The organism is Frigoribacterium sp. CFBP 13605, assembly GCF_014839405.1.
Taxonomy (GTDB): domain Bacteria; phylum Actinomycetota; class Actinomycetes; order Actinomycetales; family Microbacteriaceae; genus Frigoribacterium.
Genome location: NZ_JACYNS010000224.1, coordinates 1 through 650 on the forward strand (window position 1 = coordinate 1; position 650 = coordinate 650).

Here is a 650-nt window from a genome sequence, read left to right on the forward strand (position 1 = left end):
GCGCGCCGTCGCCCGTCGCGTCGGCCGCGGTCGAGGAGGCGCTGGTCGCCCCGGCCGCGGAGGCGGCGGTGGCGCCGCGCGTCTCGGCGACCTCGCCGCTGACCTCGTCGTCGACGAGCTGCACGATGTCGGCCGGGGTCTTCGCGGCGCGGAGGGCGGCGGTGAAGTCGTCGCGGATGAGGGCGCGGGCGAGCGTCGAGAGGACCGTCATGTGGTCGCCGTCGGCGCCCTCGGGCACCGCGATCATGAAGACGATGTCGGCGTCGCCGTCGGGGGCACCGAAGCCGACCGTGCGCGCGAGCCGGGAGAAGGCGAGGGTGGGCTCGGTGACCGAGGCCGACCGCGCGTGGGGGATCGCGATGCCGCCGGGGACGCCGGTGCCGACCGAGGCTTCACGCTTGATGGCGTCGTCGGCGAGCGAATCGGCCGAGCCGGCGCGGCCCGAGGCCGCGACGCGCGCGGCCAGGGCGCGGATGACGTCGGTCGACGTGCCGCCCAGGTCTTCGTCGAGACCGACGAGGTCGGTGCTGATGAGGGATGACATGCTGTTCTGCTCCTTGGGGTTGGGCGACGCTGCTCAGAGGTGCCCGACGGCCGCGGGGGCCACCGGGACGACGTCGATGTCGTCAGGGAAGGTCTGGTCGAGGCGG

Annotated in this window: 1 protein-coding gene; it reads right to left on the reverse strand. The window is 74.9% G+C overall.

What is annotated here, in order from left to right; all coding sequences use genetic code 11:
• On the reverse strand, window positions 1-544 hold a 544-nt coding region (locus IFT36_RS16155; protein ID WP_200413681.1), incomplete at its 3' end, for a PTS sugar transporter subunit IIA.
• Window positions 545-650 lie beyond the last annotated feature (106 nt).